This window comes from Paraburkholderia sp. MM5384-R2 (assembly GCF_014201025.1).
Lineage (GTDB): Bacteria > Pseudomonadota > Gammaproteobacteria > Burkholderiales > Burkholderiaceae > Paraburkholderia > Paraburkholderia tuberum.
Window position 1 is genome coordinate 159,124 of the sequence record NZ_JACHDI010000017.1, and the last position, 26,345, is coordinate 185,468.

At 64.3% G+C, this 26,345-nt stretch carries 19 protein-coding genes, 2 tRNA genes and 1 pseudogene; 8 read left to right on the forward strand and 14 right to left on the reverse strand.

Annotated features, from left to right (window positions below):
- Nucleotides 1-13 precede the first annotated feature (13 nt).
- Nucleotides 14-1,522, forward strand: coding sequence for an efflux transporter outer membrane subunit (locus HDG37_RS24970; RefSeq protein ID WP_184052185.1), 1,509 nt, complete (start codon nt 14-16; stop codon nt 1,520-1,522).
- Between the two features lie 414 nt (nt 1,523-1,936).
- Here HDG37_RS24970 and HDG37_RS24975 read toward each other — a convergent pair whose 3' ends face one another.
- Nucleotides 1,937-3,043: a lactonase family protein gene (locus tag HDG37_RS24975; RefSeq protein ID WP_409260244.1), complete on the reverse strand. Its 1,107-nt coding sequence runs from the start codon at nt 3,041-3,043 to the stop codon at nt 1,937-1,939.
- Nucleotides 3,044-3,109: 66 nt separating this feature from the next.
- Entirely contained in the window at nt 3,110-4,666 is a 1,557-nt protein-coding gene (locus HDG37_RS24980; protein ID WP_184052221.1) for a methyl-accepting chemotaxis protein, read from the reverse strand.
- A gap of 493 nt (nt 4,667-5,159) precedes the next feature.
- Here HDG37_RS24980 and HDG37_RS24985 point away from each other — a divergent pair, with 493 nt between their 5' ends.
- A complete protein-coding gene (locus HDG37_RS24985) occupies nt 5,160-5,504 on the forward strand; it encodes a BON domain-containing protein (RefSeq protein ID WP_184032291.1) in 345 nt (114 codons plus the stop codon).
- Nucleotides 5,505-5,735: 231 nt separating this feature from the next.
- Here HDG37_RS24985 and HDG37_RS24990 read toward each other — a convergent pair.
- Nucleotides 5,736-6,128: pseudogene (locus tag HDG37_RS24990) on the reverse strand (3-hydroxyacyl-CoA dehydrogenase NAD-binding domain-containing protein); the annotation flags it as partial.
- A 382-nt stretch (nt 6,129-6,510) separates the two neighbouring features.
- Here HDG37_RS24990 and HDG37_RS24995 point away from each other — a divergent pair.
- Nucleotides 6,511-6,663 (forward strand): SDR family NAD(P)-dependent oxidoreductase, encoded by a 153-nt coding sequence (locus HDG37_RS24995; protein WP_184052189.1) that lies wholly within the window; start codon nt 6,511-6,513, stop codon nt 6,661-6,663.
- Nucleotides 6,664-6,982: 319 nt separating this feature from the next.
- On the opposite strand, the gene HDG37_RS25000 is transcribed toward HDG37_RS24995, so the two are convergent.
- The 7 genes from HDG37_RS25000 to fdnG form a co-directional block, all read right to left on the reverse strand.
- A tRNA-Sec gene (locus tag HDG37_RS25000) sits at nt 6,983-7,078 on the reverse strand.
- Nucleotides 7,079-7,127: 49 nt separating this feature from the next.
- The gene (gene selB / locus HDG37_RS25005) at nt 7,128-9,041 is read right to left on the reverse strand and encodes a selenocysteine-specific translation elongation factor (RefSeq protein ID WP_184052191.1); all 1,914 of its coding nucleotides are present in this window, start codon (nt 9,039-9,041) and stop codon (nt 7,128-7,130) included.
- 13 nt (nt 9,042-9,054) lie between these two features.
- Nucleotides 9,055-10,503, reverse strand: a complete 1,449-nt coding sequence (gene selA / locus HDG37_RS25010) for an L-seryl-tRNA(Sec) selenium transferase (RefSeq protein ID WP_184052193.1) — start codon at nt 10,501-10,503, stop codon at nt 9,055-9,057.
- A gap of 46 nt (nt 10,504-10,549) precedes the next feature.
- The gene (gene fdhE / locus HDG37_RS25015) at nt 10,550-11,548 is read right to left on the reverse strand and encodes a formate dehydrogenase accessory protein FdhE (protein ID WP_184052195.1); all 999 of its coding nucleotides are present in this window, start codon (nt 11,546-11,548) and stop codon (nt 10,550-10,552) included.
- Between the two features lie 124 nt (nt 11,549-11,672).
- A complete protein-coding gene (locus tag HDG37_RS25020) occupies nt 11,673-12,329 on the reverse strand; it encodes a formate dehydrogenase subunit gamma (protein ID WP_184052197.1) in 657 nt (218 codons plus the stop codon).
- Nucleotides 12,326-13,249 (reverse strand): formate dehydrogenase subunit beta, encoded by a 924-nt coding sequence (fdxH, locus tag HDG37_RS25025; RefSeq protein WP_090808548.1) that lies wholly within the window; start codon nt 13,247-13,249, stop codon nt 12,326-12,328. Before fdxH ends, HDG37_RS25020 begins: the two co-directional genes overlap by 4 nt.
- 9 nt (nt 13,250-13,258) lie before the next feature.
- Nucleotides 13,259-16,327 carry a formate dehydrogenase-N subunit alpha gene (gene fdnG, locus HDG37_RS25030; RefSeq protein ID WP_184052199.1) on the reverse strand — a complete coding sequence of 1,023 codons (3,069 nt, stop codon included), beginning with the start codon at nt 16,325-16,327 and terminating at the stop codon, nt 13,259-13,261.
- A gap of 461 nt (nt 16,328-16,788) precedes the next feature.
- Here fdnG and selD point away from each other — a divergent pair, with 461 nt between their 5' ends.
- From selD to HDG37_RS39480, 4 genes are all read left to right on the forward strand, one after another.
- Nucleotides 16,789-17,847 (forward strand): selenide, water dikinase SelD, encoded by a 1,059-nt coding sequence (gene selD, locus HDG37_RS25035; RefSeq protein WP_184052201.1) that lies wholly within the window; start codon nt 16,789-16,791, stop codon nt 17,845-17,847.
- Between the two features lie 117 nt (nt 17,848-17,964).
- On the forward strand, nt 17,965-19,032 hold the full coding sequence (gene mnmH / locus HDG37_RS25040; protein ID WP_184052202.1) for a tRNA 2-selenouridine(34) synthase MnmH: 1,068 nt from the start codon (nt 17,965-17,967) through the stop codon (nt 19,030-19,032).
- A 25-nt stretch (nt 19,033-19,057) separates the two neighbouring features.
- The gene (locus HDG37_RS25045; protein ID WP_184052203.1) at nt 19,058-20,113 is read left to right on the forward strand and encodes a permease; all 1,056 of its coding nucleotides are present in this window, start codon (nt 19,058-19,060) and stop codon (nt 20,111-20,113) included.
- Nucleotides 20,114-20,149: 36 nt separating this feature from the next.
- Nucleotides 20,150-20,284 carry a hypothetical protein gene (locus HDG37_RS39480; protein ID WP_143037237.1) on the forward strand — a complete coding sequence of 45 codons (135 nt, stop codon included), beginning with the start codon at nt 20,150-20,152 and terminating at the stop codon, nt 20,282-20,284.
- Between the two features lie 76 nt (nt 20,285-20,360).
- On the opposite strand, the gene dhaK is transcribed toward HDG37_RS39480, so the two are convergent.
- The 4 genes from dhaK to HDG37_RS25065 all read right to left on the reverse strand — a co-directional run bounded on the left by dhaK (nt 20,361) and on the right by HDG37_RS25065 (nt 25,318).
- The gene (gene dhaK / locus HDG37_RS25050; protein WP_184052205.1) at nt 20,361-22,064 is read right to left on the reverse strand and encodes a dihydroxyacetone kinase subunit DhaK; all 1,704 of its coding nucleotides are present in this window, start codon (nt 22,062-22,064) and stop codon (nt 20,361-20,363) included.
- 283 nt (nt 22,065-22,347) lie between these two features.
- Nucleotides 22,348-22,424, reverse strand: a tRNA-Val gene (locus tag HDG37_RS25055).
- A gap of 78 nt (nt 22,425-22,502) precedes the next feature.
- On the reverse strand, nt 22,503-23,993 hold the full coding sequence (locus HDG37_RS25060; protein ID WP_184052207.1) for a M81 family metallopeptidase: 1,491 nt from the start codon (nt 23,991-23,993) through the stop codon (nt 22,503-22,505).
- On the reverse strand, nt 23,990-25,318 hold the full coding sequence (locus HDG37_RS25065) for a Zn-dependent hydrolase (RefSeq protein WP_184052209.1): 1,329 nt from the start codon (nt 25,316-25,318) through the stop codon (nt 23,990-23,992). The genes HDG37_RS25060 and HDG37_RS25065 overlap by 4 nt, the downstream gene beginning before the upstream one ends.
- A 395-nt stretch (nt 25,319-25,713) precedes the next feature.
- Here HDG37_RS25065 and HDG37_RS25070 point away from each other — a divergent pair, with 395 nt between their 5' ends.
- Nucleotides 25,714-26,175 (forward strand): hypothetical protein, encoded by a 462-nt coding sequence (locus HDG37_RS25070; protein WP_184052223.1) that lies wholly within the window; start codon nt 25,714-25,716, stop codon nt 26,173-26,175.
- Nucleotides 26,176-26,345: the final 170 nt, after the last annotated feature.

Genomic DNA, 26,345 nt, shown 5'->3' on the forward strand with positions numbered 1-26,345 from the left:
GGACCGCGCAGCAATGACATCGAACCCCGGCTTTGCGCGTCACCCCCGGGCAGCATGTTGCCGCAGCGCCGCCTGCGCGGCGCTTTCGGCGGCGACGCTGCTTGGCGGCTGCGAAGTCGGACCTGACTTCGCGCCACCCGGGCCGCCGCAGGTCAGCGGCTATACGCGGGAGCCGCTGCCGGAGCGAACCGTCGCGTCGGACGTCCACGGCGGCGAGGCGCAGCGCTTCGTGCAAGCTCTCGACATTCCGGGGCAATGGTGGACGCTATTCCACTCGGCTGCGCTGAACGCACTCGTAGAACGTGCGCTTGAGGCCAACCCGAGCCTGCAGGCGGCGCAGGCCACCCTTCGCGAGGCCAACGAAGCGCTTTACGCAGCACAAGGGGCGCTGTTCCCGACGGTGAGCGCGGACATCTCGACTGCTCGCGAGAAGATTTCGGGCTCGCCGTTCGGGATCTCGACTACGGTGCCGGTTTTCAGGCTCAACAACGCCTCGGTGAGCGTCACCTACCTGCTCGACATCTGGGGCGGTACGCGCCGGCAGATCGAATCGCTCGCCGCGCAAGCCGAGTACGAACGCTTCGAACTCGAGGCGAGCTATCTGAGCTTGACGTCGAACGTCGCCACGGCCGCCGTACAGGAGGCTTCGTTGCGGGCGCAGATTGCAGCCACAGAGGAGATCGTCGACATCGAGACGCAGCAACTCGCGGGATTGAAACGGCAATTCGCGATCGGCGCCGTCGCCAATGCGGCGGTACTCGCGCAGGCGGCCACGCTGGCGCAAACACGCGCGCAGTTGCCGCCGCTGCAAAAGCAACTGGCGCTGACCCGCAATCAGCTCACGGCCTATCTTGGCCGCTTCCCGAGTGACGAGCTGGTCGAGACGTTTGATCTCGCGTCGCTGCAGTTGCCCGACACGTTGCCGGTCAGCCTGCCGTCGACACTCGTCGAGCAGCGTCCGGACATTCGCGCGTCGAAAGCGCAACTGCACGCCGCAAGCGCAGAGATCGGCGTCGCCACCGCCAATATGTTGCCGCAACTCACGCTCAGCGCCGCCTATGGCAGCGAGACCAACGATGCGCTGTTTTCGCCGGGAAGCGCGATCTGGAACCTGGGAGCGGGACTCACGCAGCCCCTCTTCGAAGGTGGAACGTTGCTGCACCGGCGCCGCGCCGCAATTGACGCTTTCGATGCAGCAGCGGCGCAGTATCGCAACACCGTCATCTCGGCGTTTCAGAACGTTGCTGATGCGTTGCGAGCGCTGCAATCAGATGCGGACGCAGTGGTGGCCGAGGCAGCAGCCGAGCGGGCGGCGGCGGACAGCCTCGCTGTGTCCCAGCGCGAGTTCCACGTTGGCGCGATCAGCTATCTTGCGCTGCTCGACGCGCAACGGACGTACCAGCAGGCCCGCATCAGCCTCGTCCAGACTCAGGCCACTCGGTATTCCGATACCGTCGCACTCTTTCAGGCTGTCGGCGGGGGATGGTGGAACCGCAGCGATGTGGTGCGTGAGCGCGGCTAATGATCTTCATCGCGGGCATGCCCTCCCGTCGCCCGGAACCATGCGGCACATCCTGTCGGCCCGCAATGAGACCGTGGCAAATCTGGTTCGAGTGGTTCAGAGTGGCCGTAAGTGGAGGGTCGACCTTCTCTATAGCGGCCGTTCGCTGCCACGCAAAATCATGGCTTCTCGAATGGCCGGATTGGCCGCTTATGCAAAGCTCGAGATTATGCAAAGTTGCCGCGGAAAACCGCAAAAGTCGCGGAACACACAGAAAGCCTGACGTTCTGCAACGGGGCGCCGGGTGCTTTCCAAGGCAGCGCCACCTCTCGGAAGACTGGACGCATCACCGCCGACAAAACACAAATTGTGGCGCCCAGTGAAAGCCGAAGCAGGAACGCCATGCTCACCGCACGGCGATCCGGGAATCAAACCTCAATCGGCGTTTGTGCCATCAAACTCCACGAGTTCAACCCAGTTCGCGCCCTTGCCGACCGGATACTGTCCGATCGCACTCAACTTGCCAGTCTTACGATCGATGTTGTAAACGCTAAGGCTCGTCGATAATTGCCCGACAGCCAGCAAGTACTTGCCGGACGGATCGATATTGAATCCACGCGGTTGCTTTTCCGTCTGGTATGTACCGATACGCGTCAGCTTGCCGGAGGCAGCGTTCACCTTGTACGCCGCGAGCGTGCTCGATGTGCGCTCCGATGCAAACAGGAATCGCCCGTCCGGGGTCAGGTGGAGATCGGCCCCCCATGGCTTGCCGCCGGAGAAATCGGGCGGCAGGATCGAGACTGTTTCGACCGGCTTGACGGTGTCGCGGGTGCTATCGAAGGCGAGTACGTGCACCTTGCCGTCGAGTTCATCGATCAGGTACGTGAAGCGATGATCCGGCGAGAATACGAAGTGACGTGGTCCCGATTTCGGCGGCAACGAATAGGCGGGCGCGGTGTCTTCGGTCAACTGCCCATTCGAGGCGTCGAACTTGAGACGAAGCCAGGCATCCGCGCCGAGAACCGACGCGAATACGAAACGGTTGTCCGGAGCGTTGCGGATCGCATGAGCCATCGGGCCGGTCTTGACGGTCTGCTGTACGTTGCCGACCACACCATCCGCGCCGATCTGGTTCACCGCCAGAAGATTGCCGCCATATGACGCGGAAAAGAGGTAACGGCCGTTTGCGTCCGTCGAGATATACGCCATGCTATCCGCAAGCGGCGCCCTGCCGAGTTCGAGCAGCCGGCCATCGAGCGGATTGACCGCAAAGCTCACCACGCGATAAGGCTTCGAGCGCAGTCCTGCGTAGAGCCGAAGGTGATCCGGCGAAAACGCCATCGGCATCACCGTTGCACCGACAGACACAGTCTCCACGGGCGCAAGCGAGCCGTTCGACTTGTCGAGACTGAAAACCGAGATATCCTGACTATCTGCATTCGATACATATGCGTACGTCGCGGCCTGTGACACGCAGGAGAGGGAAGCACCGGCAATCAGAATTGCGGTGGCGCCCAGCACGCCTTTAACGTTCATGTTCATACCCCAGTTAGAAATGGTTTAGATTGTCTGAATCGACCAGCGCTTTGCGTCGGTCAATCGGAGCTTCTATTGCGCGGCGAGGCGGAATGCCGAGACTGCATTCGTCATTGACTGCGCCTGCTGTTCGAGCGCGCTCGCGGCAGCGGCGGCTTCTTCGACGAGTGCCGCATTCTGTTGAGTCACCTGGTCCATCTGCGTAACCGCCTGGCCGACCTGTTCGATGCCCGTGCTCTGCTCGATCGTTGCTGCCTTGATTTCATTCATGATGGTGGCCACGCCGCGCACGGCGCTAACAATCTCCTTCATCGACTGACCCGCCTGCGCGACCAGGCTATTGCCGTTAGCCACGTCCTCGACCGAGGCGCCGATCAACGCCTTGATCTCTCGGGCGGCGTCCGCGCTGCGCAGAGCTAGACTGCGAACTTCGCTTGCGACCACGGCGAAGCCGCGTCCCTGCTCACCGGCCCGTGCCGATTCGACCGCCGCATTCAGCGCAAGGATATTGGTCTGAAATGCGATGCTGTCGATCATCCCGGTGATCTCGGCGATCCTCCGCGAACTCTGGCTGATTGAATTCATTGTCTCGATGGCGCGCTCGACCACTTCGCCGCCATGCTCGGCGACATCGGCTGCGCTCGAAGCCTGTGCGCTTGCCTGCTGCGCGTTATCCGCGTTCTGTTTGACGGTGGACGTCAATTGCTCCATGCTGGCCGCGGTTTCTTCCAGTGCCGCTGATTGCTGCTCTGTGCGGCTCGACAGATCCACATTGCCCGCGGCAATCTCGCGCGCGCCGCCGTAAATGGCCTCGCAACTGTTGCGCACGTTCGCCACTGTCTGAGCCAAACCACGCTGCATCCGCTGCATCGCCGCGAATAGCTGACCGATCTCGTTGCCGCTCGCCTCGGGGATGCGCGCTGTCAGATCATTCGCCGCGATTCGATCGAGCAGATTGGCGGCATCGTTCAGCGGAGTCGTCACGATGCGCCGCAGCGCGAAATGCGCAGCGACGATCAGGACCAGCACCGCGCTCACTCCGAAAATGACCAGGCTGACGACCCACGTATATTCGCGATCGACCTGCGCGATGGCATCGTTCGACAACGTGTTAGCCATGCTCTGGAATTTCTCGACATTCACCGAATACGCCACACCGGTTGACGTAATGTCGTGATCGTTGATAGCGGCGTAGGCGTTCGTATCGCCGGCACGCAGAGCGTCGGAGGCTTTCTTCAGAATCGCGGCGAGATTGACTGACGATTCGATCAACTGCTGCTTCAACCCGTCGTCCTGGCCACGAAAAACGGCGGCGCTTCGAAACGACTCGGTTTCCGCAGCCGCCCGGTTCATCGTCGTTTCGGCGCTCTTCAATGCCGAGTCTCGCGTCGTCTCGTCGTTGCGCTCCTTTAGAGCTGAGTAGGCTCGTGTCAACGCGGCTCGAGTGCGTGTGGAGTCCTTGTATGCGTCGTTGACGAGAATTTCCTGCGTCGCAATCTGATGGATGCGGTTGAGATTGGCATTCGCGCGGCTGAGCGTGGCGACACCGATCACGCCGCCCAGCAAAATCATCGCCGCAAAGATCAGGAAGACAGTCAGGAGACTATTTCGAACCGATACGTTTCTCATGCCGCTTTTCAACCCGATGTTGTACGATGACCTGTTTATCGGCAGATTCCGCGATCTCTTTAGAAAATGGGCATGCAGATAGGCTTTATGCCGGGACATCAGACTTCTGGTGGGGCGCTTCAAGGGTCTTCGTTGCCCCCGTGCGGCGCTTTGACCAGCGGACCGATGACAGTGCGACCCTCCGCGTGACACCTTGAAACCCGCTCGCCCGGGTATTGGGAGGATTGACAGGCTCAGACATGGGAAAACTTCTTCAGATACCGTCTTCGGCTAACGTATGCAGTTCGTGGGAAACTGCAATGGCGATAGTCAGATACTCGTTCTCTCGTACCTGCGCAATTGCTACGCCTGATTCGCCTCGCCAAATCGACGCGAAGGGTTGCCCTGCCAATACAGGTAGCTTGTAAGCCGAGACGCGCAGTATCCCTTCGCCACTCGGCCCGCTTTTCAGCCCACCATTTAGCGCTTATCGAATCAGGATTTCATAGCCGACATGCGAAACGCGCCATACATCAAAAGCCGATTGCTGATCGTCGCGGCGTTCGCATTGCCAGCGTTCGTGTTCACCAGCGGCTGTAAGTCCACGGTGACGCCGCCCTTGACCGCGCCGGGGAAGATCGCCGCTGACGACGCTGCGCTCGCCGCCCGGGTGAAACAGGCGCTCGTCGCGAACCCGGAACTGAGACCCTTGCCGATGAGCGTCGCGACGTATCGAGGCGTCGTGCAGTTGTCAGGATACGTGGATTCGGAGGCACAGATTCAGAAAGCGCTTGCCGTGACGCGCGGCGTGCCGGGGGTGCAATCCGTGAGCAACGATCTGCACCTCAGGCCGCAATGACGCGCGTTTGCCGGAAAACAGATGAACCGGGCGCGGACGACCTGGACGAACATCGACAGATCGTTCGGATCGAGCACGATATTTATCAAGGAATGGATTAAACGAATCCTATTTGACCGTTCTGCGCGGCATGCGGCTGACGCAATTGCCCAGGAACGAAAGCGCAAACAAGGGAACCCGCTGAAAAATGGACGGCGGCGAGCTAGGGTCACCTTATTGGTGATGGTCTCGTTCAGCAAGCACGGCACCGAATGCGGTGATCGAAATCGCCGACGTGTTCGATGCCATGATCGCATCGGCGCGCGCCACCGACTCGATTTGCTTCAGGATGCGAACCTTCAGATCAACGTTCTCAGTCGCCGCTTCGATAATAATGTCCGCCGTTGAGAGGCACTGGTAATCAGTGGAAGTTTCAATGCGGGCAAGCGCAGAATCACGCGAGGCCGCGTTGAGCTTTTCTTTGGCGACGAGCCGACCGAGATTCGCCGTCATTGTTGACAGGCCCTTTGAGAGCGCCATCTCATTGACCTCGATCATGACCACATTGAGACTCGCAACAGCGGCGAGCTGCGCGATGCCTTTACCCATTGTTCCGGTACCGACCACACCCAGCGTTTTGAAAATCCTGCCGGGCAAGCATGAATGAATGTCGCCTCCTGCGCATAGTCGAGATCGTCACCAAATTCAATCGCCTTCGATTTTCGCAGTGGACAGCGCTATCGAATACAGCCGTTGCTTTGTGCCTATCCGTAGCACATCGACCAACAGCCGTTCGAGTTCCACACGCAACGTATCGCAATTTCCGGCTCTACCATTTCAAACGTCCCAAAGTGCGGCGGCAAAGCTATGCATGGGAAGCTCAAACTTCCAGGTTATCGATCAGTCGCGTGTTTCCGAGGCGCGCGGCCGCGACGACAAGGCTTGCCCGCATCCACCTCCTGTGCGGCTGGAGACTGAAGCGAACCGAACAGCGCGACCTTCATCGACACTCAAAACGGAGCATTCCATGTTTAGTGAAACACAGATCGGCGCGCACCTCGCGCAGAGGTCCAATCTCACGGGCAAGACCGCCGTTGTTACCGGCTCTGCGCAAGGTCTCGGTCGCGAGACTGCGCGACTGCTCGCCGAGGCCGGCGCCAAGGTCGTGATGCCGACTTGAACCCCGATGCGGCGTCTGCAACAGCGTCGGATATCAATGCGGACGGCGGCTTCACGGTCAGCCAGGCGGACTCCACGACCATGTTCGCTCGCGATGATCATCACCGATATCCTTGCGCGGACCGCGCCGATTCGCGCGCCACCCACGCCCCGGGGCGTGACATGAAGACAACTGTTCCTGAACGTGCGACCCGATGGCAACGCGGCCCACGAGCGCACGTTTGCGCCTGTCACCTTGCGCAGACTCACACACATCTGCTTCGTCTGCTCGATTGCGCGACTGCACCTAAAAGGTACCGGCACACCCGGGAAGCGATGACTGGCGGAAGGCAGCCGGAGTCGAACCGACCCGAGAGCGTCTGACGCCCTCAACTGGGTTTGAAGCCCAGCCGCACCACCGGATACGAATGCCTTCCTACGGTGATTGAATGACGCGAGCCCGATAGAAACAGACCGCCAGCCAGATCAAGGCAGATCGAGCCAGCGGCTATCCGTGCGCACGAGGTGCAGGCCACGGTGGAAGCGAGTATACCCAACCCGGTCAAAGAACTCCAAAAGCTGGATCGCGCGTTTTCGGCCGAGCCCGGTCGCGTCGCGAAACGGCGCGGCCGCCACGGTGCCGCCGTTCTTGTGCGCCTCCGCCGCCGCGATCGACGCAAGTTCGCGAATCACCTGCTGGTGGTAGAACAGGTCATGCACGACCTGGAACAGCTCGCCCTGACGCGCGAGCTTGCGCAGCAACTGACGCACGCGCTCCTCCGGCACACCGTGCGCGTTCGCGAGCTCGCGCACCCACGGCGGATCGAAACGCCCCGCCTCGATCTCGGGCAGCAGCGTCGCGGCAAGCGCCTGATCGGCGGCGTCGAGCGTCACGGCGTGGCCGGGCAAATGCAGCCACGGTCCGAGTCTGACGAGCTCGCCACGCGCCGCCGCATCGTCGACCAGCGCGCGCCACAGCGCGTCGTCGACCAGTGGCGCCGCGATGCGCCGCAAGCGCGAAACGTCCGGGCCGAGTTCGTCGGGCGAACGCTCGTGATATTGCGCGAGCGCACTCGTCAGGCGCCCCTCGAGCGTGTGCCATGTCGCGTCCGCGACCAGCAGCGCGTCATGGCCCGGCAGTTCGATCGTGCGTGTCGCGGCGGGCAACGCGAGCGCCGCCGCCGGCATCCCGGTCAGGCGCTCCAGCAACGCCCGCGACAAACCGTGCGGCGCGCGAGCGAACAGCGCGTCGAGTGAGCCGGTGTCGAGCAGCGACTGCATCGCGTCGAGCCAGCCGAAGCGTTCCGGCGAGCGCCGCTTGCGCGCCGGAGCGAACGCATCGAGCACGTGCCCGCCGCCCACCGTGCGATTGGCCTGAGCGTTACGCACGACGAAGCGATCGCCCGGCACCGTGCACAGCGGCAGCTCGAACACGAGTTGCACGCGCGCGCGCTGACCGGGCGCGAGCGTGTCGCCTTCGAGCAGCGCGACATGCGCAACCTGATGCTGCGTGCCGAGATGCACGTGCAGCGGCTCCCAATGTTCGAGCGCGTGCGGCGCGTCGGCGAGCAGCGTCAACGCGACGTCGATGCGCTCGCTCGCTTGCGACAGTCGCGGATCGACGATCCAGTCGCCGCGCTCGATCGCACTCTTCTCGATGCCCGCCAGATTCAGCGCGCAACGCTGGCCGGCGCGACCGGTTTCGGCGGGGCGATTCTGTGCGTGGATGCTGCGCACGCGCACCGATTCGTTTTTCGGCGCGAGCAGCATCGTGTCGCCGACGCTCACGCTGCCCGCCACCACGGTCCCGGTGACGATCGTGCCCTGCCCCGCGAGCGTGAACACGCGATCGACGGCGAGGCGGAACAGGCCGTCGTCGCGCTTCATGCGCCATGCGGCGGCCTGCTCGCGCAGATGCGCGTTCAGCGCGGCGACGCCCGCATCGCCCGCGCGCGTCGCGCAGGTATCGAATACCGGCGCGTCGCGCAGCACGCTGCCAGCGACGAACACACTCACTTCATCGCGCACTTCGCACAGGCGCTCGTCGTCGACGCGATCCACTTTCGTCAACGCGATTGCGCCGCGCCGGATGCCGAGCAGTTCGACGATCGCCAGATGTTCGCGCGTTTGCGGCATCACGCCGTCATCGGCGGCGATTACGAGCAGCGCGAAGTCGATGCCGCTCGCGCCCGCGGTCATCGTATGCACGAGCTTTTCGTGGCCCGGCACGTCGATCAGACCGAGCACGTCGCCGTTGTCGAGCGGCACGTACGCGTAGCCGAGCTCGATCGAAATGCCGCGCGCTTTTTCTTCCTTGAGCCGGTCCGTGTCGACGCCGGTGAGTGCCTTCACGAGGCTCGTTTTACCGTGGTCGATATGCCCAGCAGTACCGACGATCATGCGTGCCCGTCCTTCAGTTGCTTTTCGGTTGCGCGATCAGCTGTGCGATCAATTGCGCTTCGTCGGCGGCTTCGAGGCAGCGCAGATCGAGCCGCAACGCGTCGTCCGCGATCCGGCCGAGCACCGGCCGCGCCATCTCGCGCAACTGCTTTTCGAGCGCGAGCAGATGACGGCCGCCGCGCTTGCCGTCGGTCATCCTGATGACGAGGCCATAGCTCGGCAGCACGTCGACGGGCAATGCGCCGCTGCCGATCTGGCTGAACATCGGCTCCGCGGCCACGCTGTAGCGCGCGTCGATCGCCTGCTGTAGCGCCGGTAACACGCGCTGCGCGGCGCCGTGAATATCTTCGGCGGGCCGCGTGAGAAGCCGTAGCGTGGTCAGCCGCTCCGTCAACTTCTCCGGCGCGCGATACAGCTGGAGCACAGGCTCCAACGCCGCGAGTGTCAGCTTGCCGACCCGCAGTGCGCGCTTCAGCGGATGCTTCTTGATCTTCGCGATCAGATCGCGCCGCCCGACGATCAACCCGGCCTGCGGGCCGCCGAGCAGCTTGTCGCCGCTGAACGTGACCAGATCGGCGCCGGCCGCGACGGTCTCGCGCACCGTCGGCTCGCGCGGCAAGCCCCATTCGGCGAGATCGACGAGCGTACCGCTGCCGAGATCGACGGCGACCGCAAGCCCGCGCGCGTGCGCGAGCGGCGCGATCTCTTCGATGCCGACTTCCTTCGTGAAGCCACTGATCGCATAGTTGCTCGCGTGGACTTTCATCAGCAGCGCGGTACGCGCGTTGATCGCCTGTTCATAGTCCTTCAGATGGGTGCGGTTCGTCGTGCCGACTTCGCGCAGCTTCGCGCCCGCGCGGCTCATGATGTCGGGAATGCGAAACGCGCCGCCGATTTCGACGAGTTCGCCGCGCGACACCACCACTTCCTTCTTCGCCGCGAGCGCGGACAGCGTGAGCAGCACCGCGGCGGCATTGTTATTGACGATGGTCGCCGCTTCGGCTCCGGTCAGCTCGCAGATCAGATCGTCGATCAGATCGTCGCGGTCGCCGCGCGTGCCGGTGGCGAGATCGAACTCGAGGTTGGCCGGTTGCGTGAGCGCGCTCATCACCGCGCGCACCGACTCATTGGGCAGCAGCGCGCGGCCGAGGTTCGTGTGCAACACGGTGCCGGTCAGATTGAACACGCTGCGCAGCCGCGACGCGTTACGCGCGAGCAGCGCCGCGGCGACCGTCGCATGCAGCTGCGCGGTATCGAGCGCGCTCACCGCCGGGTTGGCCGCCGCATCGCCCGATTGCGCGCTGATGCGCCACGCATCGAGCGCGTCGCGCAGCGCGTTGAGAACCTGGGTGCGGCCGTATGCGCCGATGAGCGGCACGAATTGTTCCGACGCCAACACCTTGTCCACCGACGGCACGCGCGCCATCAGCGCGCGCAATGCCGAGCTGCTCACATCGCTCACGAGCAATCCTTATGTCGTTTTGAACTTGGCTCCGGTCAGGTCGCCGTCAGGCCGACTCGTCGCCCTCCGTTTCGGCCGCGCCGGCCGTCTGCTCCGGCCACAGCCATGGATGCGGCGACGCGCGCCGGTAACCTTCCGCGCCCATCAGCAGATCGAGCGTGATGCTCGCGAGGTCGTCCGCGAATGGATCGAACTCGTAGTCCTTCGCCTGAATGCCGATCTTGCGGTAAGTATGGCATTCGTCGCACGACTCCGCCTTCAGCGCGGCGTTTTTCGATTCGGCCTCGCGCGCGGCTGCGTCGGCGTCGGGCGAGCCGGCTACCTGGTACGCGATGCCCTTCGTCGAATCGCAGTTCGAGCATTTGCTACGGACCATATGCCATTCGGTCGCGCACAATCCGCATTGCAGATAGCGATAGTTGTCGTACGCGCCGCCGATGCGCAGCGTGCTCGCCACCGGATGCGAGCCGCACACCGGGCACAGGCCCGGTGTGTCGAGGTACGGTACGGCGCGCTTGTCGATGTCGGCGGCGAGGTCGGTCCATACGACCTGCAGCGCGGCCATGATGAACGGCGCGCTCGCCGGATCGACGTCGGCGAAGCGCTGCGCGAAGATCGCGTCGGCCTGCGCTTCGAGCGCGGCGACGTCGAGCGAGCGCAGGCGCGCGAACAACGCCACGAGCGGCGGCGTCAACGGACCCGTCGCTTCGGTCTTGTCGAGCAGTTGTAGCAGCACGTCGCGCCACGCCGGATCGCGCGCGCCGGACAGCGCCGGAATCAGCGGCATCGAATACTGCTGCGCGCTCGCGATCAGCTCGGGGCTCGGTGGCTGGGCCTTGAAGTGCGCGAGCACCGCCTGCTGCGCATCGGCGAGCGCCGCCATCAGCCGCAGGTAGCCGGCGATCGGATTGCCGCGCGAGGCGAGCTGACGCAGGCGCGCGGCGCGCGGCGCGAACACCGCGAGCCGCTCGGGCATGCGGATGCGGGGTATTGCCGAGGGATCGAGCGACTCGATGTCGGCGGCTTCGAGAATGCGTTGAGTCAAGATATCGACCTCTGAAAACTGAAGGGCCGCCGCCCGTCATCGACGAGGCGCGGCGGCCCGGTGCGAGGGGCGCTGCGTGCGGCGCATTGAAACATGCGCTGGGGCAGCGCCGATTGAACATACTTTACTTGCCGATGATTTCCCTGAACCAGTTCGGATGATGCTTGCGCGCCCAGCCGTAGGTAACGGTGCCGCGCGTCATCGCACCTATGGAGCCCTTGACCCACAGCGCCGCATAGATATGCACGATGATGCCGACGATCAGCAGGAATGCCGTCACGGCATGCACGAGCGCCGAGAGCCGGATCACACCAATCGGGAAATAGAACGAAAAGTAGCGCCGCCAGATCACGATGCCGCTCAGCAACAGCAGCAGCATACAGATCACCATCACGAAGAACAGCAGCTTCTGCCCGGCGTTGTACCTGCCGATTGCGGGCAGGCGTTCCTCGCGATTGTTCAGCACGTCGCCGATCTGCTTCATCCACTGGATATCCACCTGGTCCAGATAGTTGTGATGCCAGAAGCGCAACGCAAGAATCAGGAACGAGACGAACATCACGCAGCCAATGAACGGATGCAGAATCCGCGTCCACTGCCCGCCGCCGAGTACCACGTACAGAAACGCCATCGACGGATGGAACAGCGCGAGACCGGACAGCGCAAGCAGGATGAAACAGATCGCGGTGATCCAATGATTCGTGCGCTCGTTCGGCGTATAGCGCACGATCAGGCGGTTGCCCTTTACGTCCGTGAAGTCGGTGTGCTCAGAGTGGTTCATTGCCTACCCTCCCGCGAACGGCGTGCTTCTTCGGCTTCCTTGACGGCTGCGGCTTCGTCGGCCTCGGACACCTCGTTCGGGCCGACGCGCGTGTAGTGGAAGAAGCCCGCGAGCGCGGCGATCCCCATAATGGCGAGCCCGATCGGCTTGGCGATGCCCTTCCACAACGAGACCAGCGGACTGATGCGCGGATCGTCCGGCAGGCCGTGATACAGCGACGGCCGGTCGGCGTGGTGCAACACGTACATCACATGCGTGCCGCCGACCTTGTCCGGGTTATACAGGCCAGCGTTCTGAAAACCGCGCTCCTTCAGATCGACGATGCGGTCCTCGGCCTGCTGCTTCATGTCCTCCTTGGTGCCGAACATGATCGCGCCGGTCGGGCAGGTCTTCACGCAGGCCGGCTCCTGGCCGACCGCCACACGATCCGAACACAGCGTGCACTTGTATACGCGGTGATCCTTCTTCGACATACGCGGTATGTCGAACGGGCAGCCGGCGATGCAGAAGCCGCAGCCGATGCAGTTCTCCTGGTGGAAATCCACGATGCCGTTCGTGTACTGCACGATCGCGCCCGGCGCCGGACAGGCCTTCAGACAGCCCGGGTCCTCGCAGTGCATGCAGCCGTCCTTGCGGATCAGCCATTCGATATCGCCGGCTGAATTCTCGTACTCGGCAAACCGCATGACGGTCCACGAATGCTCGGTGAGATCGGGCGGATTGTCGTAGACGCCCACGTTCACGCCGATCTCGTCGCGCAGATCGTTCCACTCCATGCAAGCCGTCTGACACGCCTTGCAGCCGATGCACTTCGACACGTCGATGAGCTTCGCGACCGTGCCGGTGGCCGGCTCGCGAATCACCGGCGGCTGCGTGGTGGTGGCCGAAACGCGTCTGATGTCCAGTGATTGCAGTGCCATCTCTTTTCCTTATGCCTTTTCGACCTTGACGAGGAACGACTTGAATTCCGGTGTCTGCGAATTCCCGTCGCCCACCGGGGGCGTCAGCGTATTGATGAGATAGCCCGGCCTCGCGATCCCTTTGAAGCCCCAATGGAGCGGCAGCCCGACGGTCTGCACCTTCTTGCCTTCGATCATCAGCGGTTTGATCCGCTTCGTCACGACCGCGACGGCCACCAGGTGCCCGCGGTTCGAGCTCACCTTGACCCGGTCGCCGGCTACCACGCCGATCTCCTTCGCGAGGTCTTCGCCAATCTCGACGAACTGCTCGGGCTGGATGATCGCGTTCAGACGCGCGTGTTTGGTCCAGTAGTGGAAATGCTCGGTCAGACGATAGGTGGTCGCCGTATGCGGGAAGTTCTCGTGCGTGCCGAACGTGGCCATGTCGTCCGGGAACACGCGCGCCGCAGGATTGCTGACGACCAACTTGTTGTCCGGATGCAGCGGGTTGTAGCCGAGCGGCGTTTCGAACGGCTCGTAGTGCTCGGGGAATGGCCCTTCCACCATAGCTTCGCGCGCGAAGAAGCAAGCCACGCCTTCCGGATTCATGATGAACGGATTCATGCCGTCTTCGGGCGGCTCGTCGACCTTGAAGTCCGGAATGTCGGCGCCCGACCACCTGCTGCCGTTCCACGCGATCAGCTTGCGCGTCGGATCGAACGGCTTGCCGCTGAGATCGCACGACGCGCGGTTGTACAGAACCCGCCGGTTCACCGGCCATGCCCAGGCCCAGTTCAGCGTGTTGCCGATGCCGGTCGGGTCCGAGTTGTCGCGGCGGCCCATCTGGTTGCCCGCCTGGGTCCACGCGCCGCAGAAGATCCAGCAGCCGCTCGAGGTCGAGCCGTCGTCGCGCAGCAGCGCGAAACTCGCGAGCTGCTCGCCCTTCTTCGCGAGCACCTTGGTCGTGTCCTTCGGATCGGTGACGTCCGCGAGCGCCTTGCCGTTGTACTCCATCGCGAGTTCTTCGGGCGTCGGGCTTTCCGGGTTCGCATACGGCCAGCTCATGTTCAGGATCGGATCGGGATACTTGCCGCCGTCCTTGCGATAAGCGTCGCGAATACGCAGCCACAGCCCCGCCATGATATCGAGGTCGCTCTTCGCTTCGCCGGGACCGTCCGCGCCCTGCCAATGCCACTGCAGCACCCGGCTCGAACTAACGAGCGAGCCGCGTTCCTCGGCGAAGCAGGTGGTCGGTAGACGAAACACCTCGGTCTGGATCGAGCCGCTGTCGACGTCGTTTAACGGGCCGTAGTTCTTCCAGAACTCCGACGTTTCGGTCGCGAGCGGATCCATGATCACGAGCCACTTCAGCTTGGCCAGCGCCGCGCCGTTCTTCGCCTTGAACGGCGCGGCGGCAAGCGGATTGAAGCCCTGCGCGATGTAGCCGGTCATTTTGCCCTGATTCATCAGCTCGAAGACCTGCAGCAGGTCGTAGGACTTGTCGAGCTTCGGCAGATAGTCGAAAGCGAAGTTGTTGTCGGCGGTCGCCTTGTCGCCCCACCACGATTTCATGAAGCTCACGTGGAACGCGCGATAGTTGCGCCAGTAGCTCAGCTGGTTCGGCCGCAGCGGCTGTTTGGCGCGCTTCGCGATGTAGGCGTCGAAGTCCTGCTCCGCTTCCATGGGCAGCGTCATGTAGCCCGGCAGCAGGTTCGACATCAGGCCGAGATCCGTCAGGCCCTGGATGTTCGAATGGCCGCGCAGCGCGTTCATGCCGCCGCCCGCGATGCCGATGTTGCCGAGCAGCAGCTGCACCATCGCGCCGGTGCGGATGATCTGCGAGCCGACCGAGTGATGCGTCCAGCCGAGCGCGTACATGATCGTGGCCGCGCGCCCAGGCACCGACGTCGACGCGAGCATCTCGCACACGTGCTGGAACTTCTCCTTCGGCGTGCCGCAGATTTTCTCGACCTGCTCGGGCGTGTAGCGCGAGTAGTGCTGCTTCATCAGCTGATAGACGCAGCGCGGGTCCTGCAGCGTCGGATCGACCTTGGCGAAGCCGTCATCGCCGCGCTCGTAGTCCCACGAGGCCTTGTCGTAGCTGCGCGTGTCGGCGTGGTAGCCGGAAAACAGGCCGTCCTTGAACGCGAAATCCTCGCGCACGATGAACGGCACGTCCGTGTAGTTCTTCACGTACTCGTGCTGGATCTTGTCGTTCGTCAGCAGGTAGTTGATCACCCCGCCGAGAAACGCAATGTCCGTACCGGTACGGATCTGCGCGTAGTAGTCCGCGACCGACGCCGTGCGCGTAAAGCGCGGGTCGACCACGATCAGACGCGCCTTGCGGTGCGCCTTGGCTTCGGTGACCCATTTGAAACCGCATGGGTGTGCCTCGGCCGCATTGCCGCCCATTACGAGAATCACGTCCGCGTTTCTGATGTCGACCCAATGGTTCGTCATCGCTCCACGGCCAAACGTCGGGGCAAGACCTGCCACCGTCGGGCCATGTCAGACACGCGCCTGATTGTCGAATCCGAGCATGCCAAGACTGCGAACAGTCTTGTGCGTCAGATAACCCACCTCGTTGCTGCCGGCCGATGCCGCGAGCATGGCGGTAGTCAGCCAGCGGTTGACCTTCTTGCCGTCCGCGGTCGTCTCGACGAAGTTCGCGTCGCGGTCTTCCTTCATCAGCTTCGCGATGCGGTCTAGCGCGTCTTCCCACGAGATGCGCTTCCACTCGCTCGCCCCGGCCGCGCGGTACTCGGGATAGCGCAGACGGCTCGGGCTATGGATGAAGTCGATCAGGCTCGCGCCCTTCGGGCACAGCGTGCCGCGATTGACCGGATGGTCGGGGTCGCCCTCGATGTGGAAGATGCTCGTCTTCACATTCTTGGCCTCGTCGCCAAGACCGTACATCAGGATGCCGCAGCCCACCGAACAGTACGGGCAGGTGTTGCGGGTCTCAGTCGCACGCGACAATTTGTACTGACGGACTTCGGCCAGCGCGGGTGTCGGCGAGAAGCCCATCAGGGCCAGGCTCGATCCGGCAAGTGTCGTGGCAGAGACCTTCAGGAATTGTCGCCGAGTCAATTGCGTCATTGCATGGCCTCGGCTCTTTTGGGGACAAAATTGATTATAGATGCCGTTTCGCGACATGCATCGTAGTGCATTCGCCACCCCGGCAGATGGGACATGCGAAAGTCACTTGAAAGGGCGGCACCCTGCTGGCACGATTTATTCCCGCTGCTCGGCACCGTTCATGCTGCATCCGCGAATAGTGACTACCACTGACCTCATCGGCGGACTATTGCGCTCCTATGAACTACCCGGGCGCCGCGGAATTGCGTTGTGACGTAAGGAATTCGTTTCATCGCGCGTGCGCGTACATGCCGCTTGCATTTCCTTCGGCATTAGTATTTTTTACGCAACCGTTTATCGCTCGGCAAAACGGGGTTCGAAACGGGTTCGGCATAGAACCGGTTTGCGCCCGTGCCGACGCTGCACAGTGCGAAAACAACCCTCATAATGCGGTCATTCGACGAACCCCAACTCTCGCCCCCATGACCCAAGTCCAAGCAAGCCAGTCGCCCCGCCTGACGAGCCTGTCGCACGGCGGCGGCTGCGGCTGCAAGATCGCGCCCGGCCTGCTCGCCGATCTGCTCAAGCGCAGCGCGCCGCTGCCATTCTTCCCCGACCTGCTGGTCGGCAACGACACCGCCGACGACGCCGCCGTCTACAAGCTCAACGAAGACCAGGCGATCGTCGCGACCACCGATTTCTTCATGCCGATCGTCGACGATCCCTTCGACTTCGGCCGCATCGCCGCGACCAACGCGATCTCCGACGTCTACGCGATGGGCGGCAAGCCGATCATGGCACTCGCGATCGTCGGCATGCCGATCAACGTGCTGCCGCACGACGTGATCGCGGCCGTGCTGAAAGGCGGCGAATCGGTCTGCGCGGAAGCAGGCATCCCGGTCGCGGGCGGCCATTCGATCGATTCGGTCGAGCCGATTTACGGCCTCGTCGCGCTGGGCATCGTCGATCCGAAGCGCGTCAAGCGCAACGCGGGCGGCCAGGCCGGCGACGTGCTGATCCTCGGCAAGCCGCTCGGCGTCGGGATTCTGTCCGCGGCACTGAAGAAAGACCGGCTCGACGAGGCCGGCTACGCGGCAATGATCGGCGCGACCACCAAGCTGAACCGGCCGGGCGCCGAGCTGGCGCGGCTCGACGGCGTGCATGCGCTGACCGACATCACCGGCTTCGGCCTGCTCGGCCACACGCTGGAACTCGCACGCGGCTCGAAGCTGACCGCGCGCGTGCGCTACGCGGACCTGCCGTGGCTGCCGAACGTCGCGAGCCTCGCGCAAGCAGGCATTTTCACCGGCGCATCGGGCCGCAACTGGGATGCCTACGGCCACGACGTGGTGCTGCCCGCCACCTTGCCGTCCGCCGGCCGCGCGTTGTTGACCGATCCGCAGACGTCGGGCGGGCTGCTGGTGTCGTGCTCGCCCGAAGCGGTAGACGAAGTGCTCGCGCTGTTCCGCGCCGATGGCTTTGCCGACGCACGGGTGATCGGCGAGCTGGTGAGCGGGGAAGCGCGGGTCGAAGTCATCTGAGGTGGGCGGCCGAAGGACGTCACTGGAGAACCCGGGAAGGACGCATATAACCGGCCCGAACGAGCTGCCCATGCGATAATTTCGGTCTTCCCGCGGTCCGTTTTTGTCCCTACTCCCTTGAAAAGTCTTCTAGTCAGCCTCGACAAAGCCGGCGATTTCGATGAAATCGTCGACGTTCGCACTCCGCTCGAGTTCGAGGAAGACCATATTCCGGGCGCGACCAACGCGCCAGTGCTGAGCAACGAGGAACGCGTGCTGGTCGGCACGACCTACACGCAGGTGTCGCCGTTCGAGGGCACGCGGCTCGGCGCGGCGTTAGTCGCGCGCAACATCGCGCATCATCTGGAAACCACGTTCGCCGACCGGCCGCGCAACTGGCGCCCGCTGATCTACTGCTGGCGCGGCGGCAAGCGTTCGGGCTCGGTCACGACGCTGTTCAACATGATCGGCTGGTCGGCGCGGCAACTCGACGGCGGCTACAAGAGCTACCGGCGCGCCACGCTGGAGAGGCTCGAAACCCTGCCGCGTCGTTTCAGCTATATCGCGCTCGTGGGCCCGACCGGCAGCGGCAAGACGCGGCTGCTGTCGGCGCTGCATGAGGCCGGCGCGCAAACGCTCGACCTCGAGGCGCTCGCCTCGCATCGCGGCTCGTTGCTCGGCGCGTATGCGGGCGTGGCGCAGCCGTCGCAAAAGCGTTTCGACACGCTGCTCGTCACCGCGCTGCGCGACTTCGACGTGAACCGGCCGGTGTTCGTCGAGGCGGAAAGCCGGCGCATCGGCTCCGTCACGCTGCCGCTCGCGCTGCTCGAAACGTTTCATCGCGGCGCGTGCGTCGAGGTGCGCTCGAGCAGCGAGGACCGCGCGGCGTTTCTGTTGCAGGATTACGCGCATCTGTTCGAGCATCCCGATTACTTCAAGGGACAGCTGGAACGGTTGATCGGTCTGCACAGCCGCGAGCGGGTCACGGGCTGGCTGCGGCTCGTCGACGAGAACCGGCGCGCCGAGCTCGCGCGCGAACTGATCGAACGGCACTACGATCCCGCATACGCGCGCAGCAGCGGCCAGCATTTCGAACAGTTGCCGGGCGCGCTGCAACTCGATTTCCGCCCGAACGACGCCGACATCGTCGAGCAGGCGAAAATGCTGCTCGCGCAGCTCGATACCCGCACGCTAGTCGTCGGTTGATCCACAACGACATTCAACAACCATCATGCAATCAACCCTTCGGCAACCCCGCGTCACGCTTGGCTGGATCGTGTTCCTGCTGATCGCCGTCGTCGGCCTCTTCTATGTGAAGTGGTTTCCGTACTACAACCGAGCGTTCGTCGCCGCAAGCCAGCATTCGATCGGCAAGTCGATCCTGATGGGCACGTCCGCGAGCGCGCCGGCGGCCTCATGGCAGGCCGCGATCGACTTCGCGCTCGCTTACGGCAAGGCAATCTGGCAGGCGATGGTGCTCGGCCTGCTGCTCGGCTCCGCGGTACAGGCGCTGATTCCGCCGCAATGGGTCGCGCGCGCGCTCGGCCGTGCCGACTTCAACAGCGTCGTCAAAGGCGGCCTGATGTCGTTGCCGGGCATGATGTGCACCTGCTGCGCGGCGCCGGTCGTCGCGGGCCTGCGCGCGCGTGAAGCGGCGCCGGGCGCGGCGATTGCTTTTTGGCTCGGTAACACCGCGCTGAATCCCGCTACGCTGATCTTCATGGGCTTCGTGCTCGGCTGGCAGTGGATGGGCCTGCGCCTCGCGCTCGGCATCGTGATGGTGTTCGGCCTTGGCTACGTCGTGAACCGCATGGTCACGCCGCAGGAAGCGCAAGCATCGCGAGAGGCCGTCGCGCAACTGGTCAGCGCCGACGATCCAGGCACCGCGTTCTCGCGCTGGATCACGATTCTGGGGCGCATGACGCTGCGGCTCGTGCCGGAATACATCGCGCTGGTGCTGATTCTCGGCGCGGCGCGCGCGTGGCTGTTTCCGCACATCGGCCCGGACGTCGACAACAGCCTGCTGTGGATCATCGCGCTGTCGATCGCCGGCACGCTGTTCGTGATTCCGACCGCGGGTGAAGTGCCGATCATTCAGGCGATGCTGTCATTCGGCATGGCCGCCGGCCCCGCCGGCGCGCTGCTGATGACGCTGCCGCTCGTCAGCGTGCCGTCGCTCGCGATGCTTGCGCGGTCGTTTCCGCGGCGCGTGCTGACGGTGGTGACCTGTGCAGTGGCGGTGGGCGGTGTCGTCAGTGGATTGCTGGCCGTTACGCTGGGCTTCTGAGTCGGTTTTTGAGCTCGAGTCGTAGAAGAAGGAAGCATGAAACGTATTGCCGCATTCGCTGTCACGTGCTGGTCCGCTGCCGGGCTGCTGTACCTTGGACAGCACTCGGTGGCGCTGATCGCACTGAGCGGCGTCGTGGCGTTCGCGGGGTTCGATCTGCTGCGGCCGTGACGGCGGCGTAGTTTTTCTCTGCTGCGAAAGTGCCCTCGTCCCTTGCGTTCGCCGTATCGTTCGCGTGCGCCTGCGCCTAACCGGGAAGCGCGTCGCGAATCGCCGCGAGCCACAATGCGACCGCATGCGCGCCCGGGTCCATATGACCGAGCGCGCGCTCGCCGACATAGCTCGAACGCCCGCGCCGCGGATGCATCGATGCGGTACGAGACGTGCCGTCGCATGCCGCATCGACGGTGGCCTGCAATGCGGCATCCGTCGACGCTCCCTGAGCGAGTGCGTCGTGCAGCGCGTCGGCAGCGGGCCTCAGCGCATCGACCATCGTCCGATCGCCCGGCCTCGCGCCCCCCAGTTCCATCAACCCATCGACACCGGCGCTGAACGCCGTCGCCCATTGCCGTGCGGTGGTCCCGCCCGACTGTTCGAGCGCGGCCGCCGCGCGCAGCAGCATCACCGCGTACAGCGGACCCGACGTGCCGCCCACCACCCGCCGCAGCGTCGCCGACATGCCGCGCAATACCGCACCCGGCGTGGTTGCGCACGCGTAGGAATCGAGCTCGAGCTGCACCGCGCGTGCGCCGCGCGCGAGGCTGATGCCGAGATCGCCGTCGCCGACGCGCTGGTCCATTTCGGTCAATGTCGGCTCGGCTGCCAGCAGGCACTCGCAGACCGCTTCGATCGCGCGCCGCAGCGTCGCGTCACGCGCGAGCGTCGCGCCGCTCGCGCTTTGCGGCGCGGGTGGCGCCGCACGCACCGCGACCTGCGCGACGCGGCCACTCAGCGCAGGCCATGCGCTCGTCTGTGAGGCGGCGTCGAGCAGGCTCAGCCGTTCGTCATCGATACGCAGCAGCGTCAGCGAGACGCCGGCCATTTCGAGCGCGCTCAGGAACGTGCCGGCCCACGCGCGCGCGACTTCGATACCGCGCCCGGCAAGCTCGCGCAGCGCGGCACCAGCCACCACGTTGAGTTCGCTCGGCGGCGTGCCACCCAGATTGTTGACGAGCAGCGCGACGCGCTCGCCCGCCTGCAACGCGAGATCGTCGACGATCTTTGCAAGCAGCTTGCCGACGATCGCGTCGGCCGGCTCCAGCGCGCCGCGCGCCACGCCGGGTTCGCCATGAATGCCGAGGCCCCATTCGATTTCGCCATCGCCCAGCGCGAAGCCCGGCTTGCCCGCGGCCGGCACCGTGCACGGTGTCAGCGCGACGCCCATCGTGCCGAGCGACGCGGCCGCTTCCCGAGCGAGTCGCGCGACCTCGGCCAACGGCAAACCGCGCGCGGCCGCCGCGCCCGCGATCTTGTGAACCAACACTGTGCCTGCGAGTCCGCGACGGCCCGCGTGATCGCCGCTCGCGCTCAGCGCGACGTCGTCGGCGACGATCATCATCTCAACGAGGATGCCCTCGGCGCGCGCGATTTCGGCCGCGAGGCCGAAGTTGAAGCGGTCGCCCGTGTAGTTCTTGACGATCAGCAACGCGCCCGCGGGGCCGGCCACCGCGCGTATCGCGTCGAGCACGGCGTCGGTGGAGGGCGAGGTGAAGACCTCGCCGGCTACCGCCGCGCTCAGCATGCCGTGGCCCACATAGCCGCCGTGCGCGGGCTCGTGGCCCGAGCCGCCGCCCGAGATCAGCGCGACCTCGCCGCGCGCGGCCACGGCCTGGGCATCGGCGCGCAAGACGATCGTGCCGCCTTGCAATAGCGAGAGTTGGGGATTGAGCGCAATGAGCCCGTCGAGCATCTCGGGGACCACGGTGGACACATCGTTGATGAGCTTCTTCATTGCGTCAGCTCCGTTGGATGCTGCCGGCATCGCATGATCGAAGATGCGATGGGAACGGCAGTCGGGTCGGCGGCGAAAGCGGAAGGTCTAACTGTACCGCGCATTGTCGAACGACGACGCAACGGCGAGCGCGCGCGTGAACGTGCACGAGCTTCGAGCCACGAGCGGACAACAACAACGAAGGGGACGTGATGCCGAACGGCGAAACTAAGGGAACGACTGGATCGATTTGACAGGACCGTAGACGAAAGCGGAACCGCTTTCGTCTACGTCACAGATGCGTTGGTAGGCTCGATTGGATTCGAACCAACGACCCCCACCATGTCAAGGTGGTGCTCTAACCAACTGAGCTACGAGCCTTTAGAGGCGCGAATTATAGAGACTCAATGCGGGCTGCACAAGCCCTTGCCGCGACTTATCGAAACGCATGCATGTTGATCAGTTCGTCGCGGTCCATTCGGTGTGAGGGTCCAATGGATAAACCGGCCGCTTCACGTGCTCGAAGGTGAACAGACCATAGTCCGAACTCGTGACGCCGCGGCTATCGCATTCGACGAGTGCCTCCGCGATCGGCACGAAAACCGGCCGGCAATACATGCGTGATTTGAGCAGCAGAAAACGCGCGCGGCGCGGATCGATGCCGACGCTCTCAAACACGCCGAGATCCCACGGCTCATGCGTTCGTTCGGTCACGACGAGTTTCACCGTGCCGGTGTCGAGCACTGCCGCGCGCCCCATGTACGCGCGCTGGCCTGTGTAGGTCGGGCCGCTGATCACGTATTCGCCGTCGGTCAGCGCGCGCACGACGCCGGTCAGGGCAAGCGGCGAACGCGAGGGCAGTGCATCGTTTGTGAGCTTGTTGCCGATCGCGAGCGTGACCGTGCTACCGACACCCGAGGCCGCCAGGGCCGCGACCGCCTGCGGATCGCACAACGGCCCGCTGACGATGCCTTCGAGGCCCTGCCTCAACGCTTCCTCGAGCAAATCCATCGTGTCGCAGGTGCCGCCCGACATGCAGTTGTCGCCGTGATCGAGCATTAGCACCGGTTTATCGGCGGCGCGTGCCAGCGACGCCGCCCGCGCGACCGATTCGGCAAGCGGCGCGCTGCGATAGACGAAATCGTCGCGCTCGTCCCAGATCTGCCGCGCGATGCGCTCGGCGACCGCCTCCGCATCCGCGCGCTCGCCATTGCCCACGACGACGACGCTAATGCATGGCGCTTCGATATCGGCGAGCGAGAAGCCCGCCAGCACCGACACCGCGAGCATGCCGTCGGCCTCGGCGGCGCGCGCGGCATCGAGCGCGCGTTTCATCGCGCCGTCAACGCTCGCGCTGCGCAGCGTGTGCGTGAGCAGCGGCGGCTGACGCCACGCGATCACCGGCTTCGCGTGGCCCTCGATCATGTCGAACAGCAAGCGCGCCGCATGTGCGCCAGTCTCGTACATGTCGACGTGCGGATAGGTCTTGAAGCTGACGATGACGTCGGCGTTGTCGATCATTTTTTGCGTGACGTTGCCATGCAGATCGAGCGCGACCGCGATCGGCGCGTGCGGCAGCAACGCACGCACGCGCCCGAGCAGATCGCCTTCACCGTCGGTCGAGTTCTCGGCGACCATCGCGCCGTGCAGATCGAGCATCACCGCGTCGCAGCCCGTCGCGGCTGCCACGATCGCGTCGCAGATCGTATCGTAGGCGGCGGCGTCGACCGGCCCGCTCGGATTCGCCATGGCGGAGATCGGCGTCACGATTTCGGCATGCACGCGCTCGGCGGCGTCGATGAACGCGGCCATCGCGGTTTGCATGCCCTTGTTTTCGTCGAACGCGGCGCGGCCGTAGCTCGGACCGTTGCGGCCGAATGCGGCCAGCGGGGTCTCTACTGGCGAGAACGTGTTGGTCTCGTGGTTCATTCGTGCGATCAGGACCTTCATGCGCGCATGCTCCCGGTTCTCGACGCCGCGCTCGGCATCACCTGCAGCAGCATATTGCAGCCGGCTTCCAGATGATCGGCGCGCGCGTCCTCGATTTCGTTGTGGCTAATGCCGTCCTTGCAGGGAACGAAGATCATCGCGCCGGGTGCGCCGCGCGCGAGATAGGCGGCGTCGTGGCCCGCGCCGCTGATCACGTCCATCGACGACACACCGAGCCGCTCCGCGCTCTGCCTGACCTCGGCGATCCATTGCGCGGCGAATCGCTGCGGCGGGAAGTAGACGACCTGCTCGATGTCGATAGTGACGGGGGCGTCCAAGCTGCTGCTCGCGCGGGCGGCGGCGGCGTTGGTGGCGGCGTTGCCCCGATTGCTGCCCGCCTGCGCGCACGCTACACGCCATGCGAGGTCCATCGCAGTGAGCGATGCGTCATCGGCTGCGCGCAGGTCGACGCTGAATTTCACGCGGCCCGCAATGACGTTGCGCGAGTTTGAACGCACGTCGAGCCAGCCGACCGTGCTACGGCCACGCGGCGCGTGATCGAGTGCGATACGGTTCACCGCATGGATCGGATCCGCGGCGACGAGCAGCGCGTCGCGGCGCAGCGCCATCGGCCCCGCGTGCGCTTCCATGCAGTGCACGGTCAGGTCGTACCAGCGCTGCCCTAGCGCGCCCTGCACGACGCCGATGACCTTGTCGTGCGCTTCGAGCACGGACCCCTGTTCGATATGCACCTCGAAATATGCGCCGACAGCGTGCGACTTGCGATGCTCGCCGGCATAGCCGATCGCCGCTAGCGCGTCGCGCACCGCTACGCCGTCGCGATCGCGTTGCGTTAGCGCGTGCTCGAGCGTGGATGCGCCGGCGAACACGCCGGAGCCCATCATCACCGGCAAGAATCGCGAGCCCTCCTCGTTGATCCACATGGCAACCTCGAGCGGCGCGATGGTCTGCACGTTGGCCTCGGCCAGCGGGCGCAGCACCTCCAGCCCTGCCAGCACACCATAATTGCGGTCGAATTTGCCGCCGGTCGGCTGCATGTCGAGATGGCTGCGCGTCATTATGGGCGGCAGATCGTCACGCAGCCCCGTCCTCCGCGCGAAAACATTGCCGATCGCGTCGACCGGCACCGTGCGGCCGATCTCCTTCGTCCACGCGATGAACTGATCGCGTGCCTCACGGTCGAGTTCGGTCAGTGCTGGACGGCAGACACCGCGTTTGTCGGTCGCGCCGATCCGCGCGAACTGCATGAGACAGTCCCACAGCCGCGCGCCGTCGATCCGCAAATCGGCGGGCGTCGAGACAACGTTGGAAGAATGAGTCTGCATCGATGCATCTCGGGTCGAAGACAGCCGGATGGCGCTTGCCGGCGGAACTTGCTCCGTTCCGGCTTGCTGGCCGAGGTTGTTCCAATCGTCATGATAGAGAGGTTTCGCCGAGGTAGATGGCCGGACGCGCGCGAGGTGGCAATGCGGCGCGACGCCTTTCCGTGGGCAAGCATAGGAAGCAAAGCCGCTGGATTCGTGAGGAGTGAACGGCGCATCGCGGGCGATGTAGGTGCCAATTCGCTCGACGACGGACACCGCGACGAGCCGGCAATCTGCGCGCAAGTGGCCGCCAGCAAACGTTTTCGTCGAAGGAAGCGGCTAAAACGCAATGAAGGCTCAACCTTTTGCGAAGCGCGCCGTTATTGCATGTGCTCAGGCAAACCCCTCGGACCTCCATGGCACAACCAATTCCTTTCCGCAACACTGGCGCCGCCCGCGCGCGGCATGCCAAAGCCATGCTGTTGCCCATCGCGCGCCAGATCGCCGACGATCTCGCGTTGCGAGTTCATCTGTCGCTCGACGCACTGCGCCGCGGCCTCGGTACGAAGAGCGATGCGCAGACGATCACGCAGATCATGCTGTTGACCAGCTACCTCGCTGATGCTGGCTTTGGCTCGATGAGCCACGAAGAGCTCCACGCCGCGGACCGCGCCTCGGCGATGATGTTCGACGCAGGTCGGGAACGCAACGAATGGAAACTTGACGAAGCGGGATTCGCGCTCTTTGCATCGATCGCAACGAGCTACGATCGGCAGCTGCATCGCGCTCCGCTTTGGGCAATTACGGAGGCCAGCGAAAGACTCGACCGCTTTATCGCAGGGGGACCCGATCGAGCGCCGGCGCGTAAGCGGGCTTAGCGTGTTTGGAGGAGGTGCTGTCCGGCTGAGCCAGAAGGACACGGATTTTGGACGACCGCGTCGGAAGTCGCCGGATTACGCGGATGCGTCGCGGATCGGAAAGTAGTGAAGCGCGCAAAGTCGGCCGCGTAAACGCAAAAACCCCACCGCGGCGGGTGGGGTTTCTGACT